The 329-nt window shown below is 54.7% G+C and carries 1 protein-coding gene; it reads left to right on the top strand.

The annotated features are described in order from the left end of the window. Positions 1-145: 145 nt before the first annotated feature. Positions 146-329: hypothetical protein (locus AC1RO3_RS08955; protein ID WP_481764076.1), on the top strand; the 184-nt coding region annotated here is incomplete at its 3' end.

Here is a 329-nt window from a genome sequence, read left to right as displayed (position 1 = left end):
CGTCAACGCTGCGCAGATCGATGGGTCACGAACAGGCAAATCGGCTGGCTGTTACCATCATGATTAATATGTGGGGCATCGACACGTCACGTGACGCGCGGTACCGCAATTTTGAGCGCCAGTGGGCGCAACTTGGAGAGCAGCAATGATCACGACGATGACGGGTTTTGACGTAGTTGAGTTGGAAGAGCGCGCGGAGCAACGGGCAAAGGGCAACATGTACGAAAATGAATCGTGCCGTATACGTGCCGACCAAGAAAAGCTCGTCGAGCTTAGTGGTGTGCTGGGATCATTGACGTGCACTGGTACCCAGAGTGCGGTTCTCGAAC

The organism is Dellaglioa sp. CoH-57-MRSF-19, from assembly GCF_056781975.1.
This window is presented reverse-complemented; position numbering and strand designations above follow the sequence as displayed.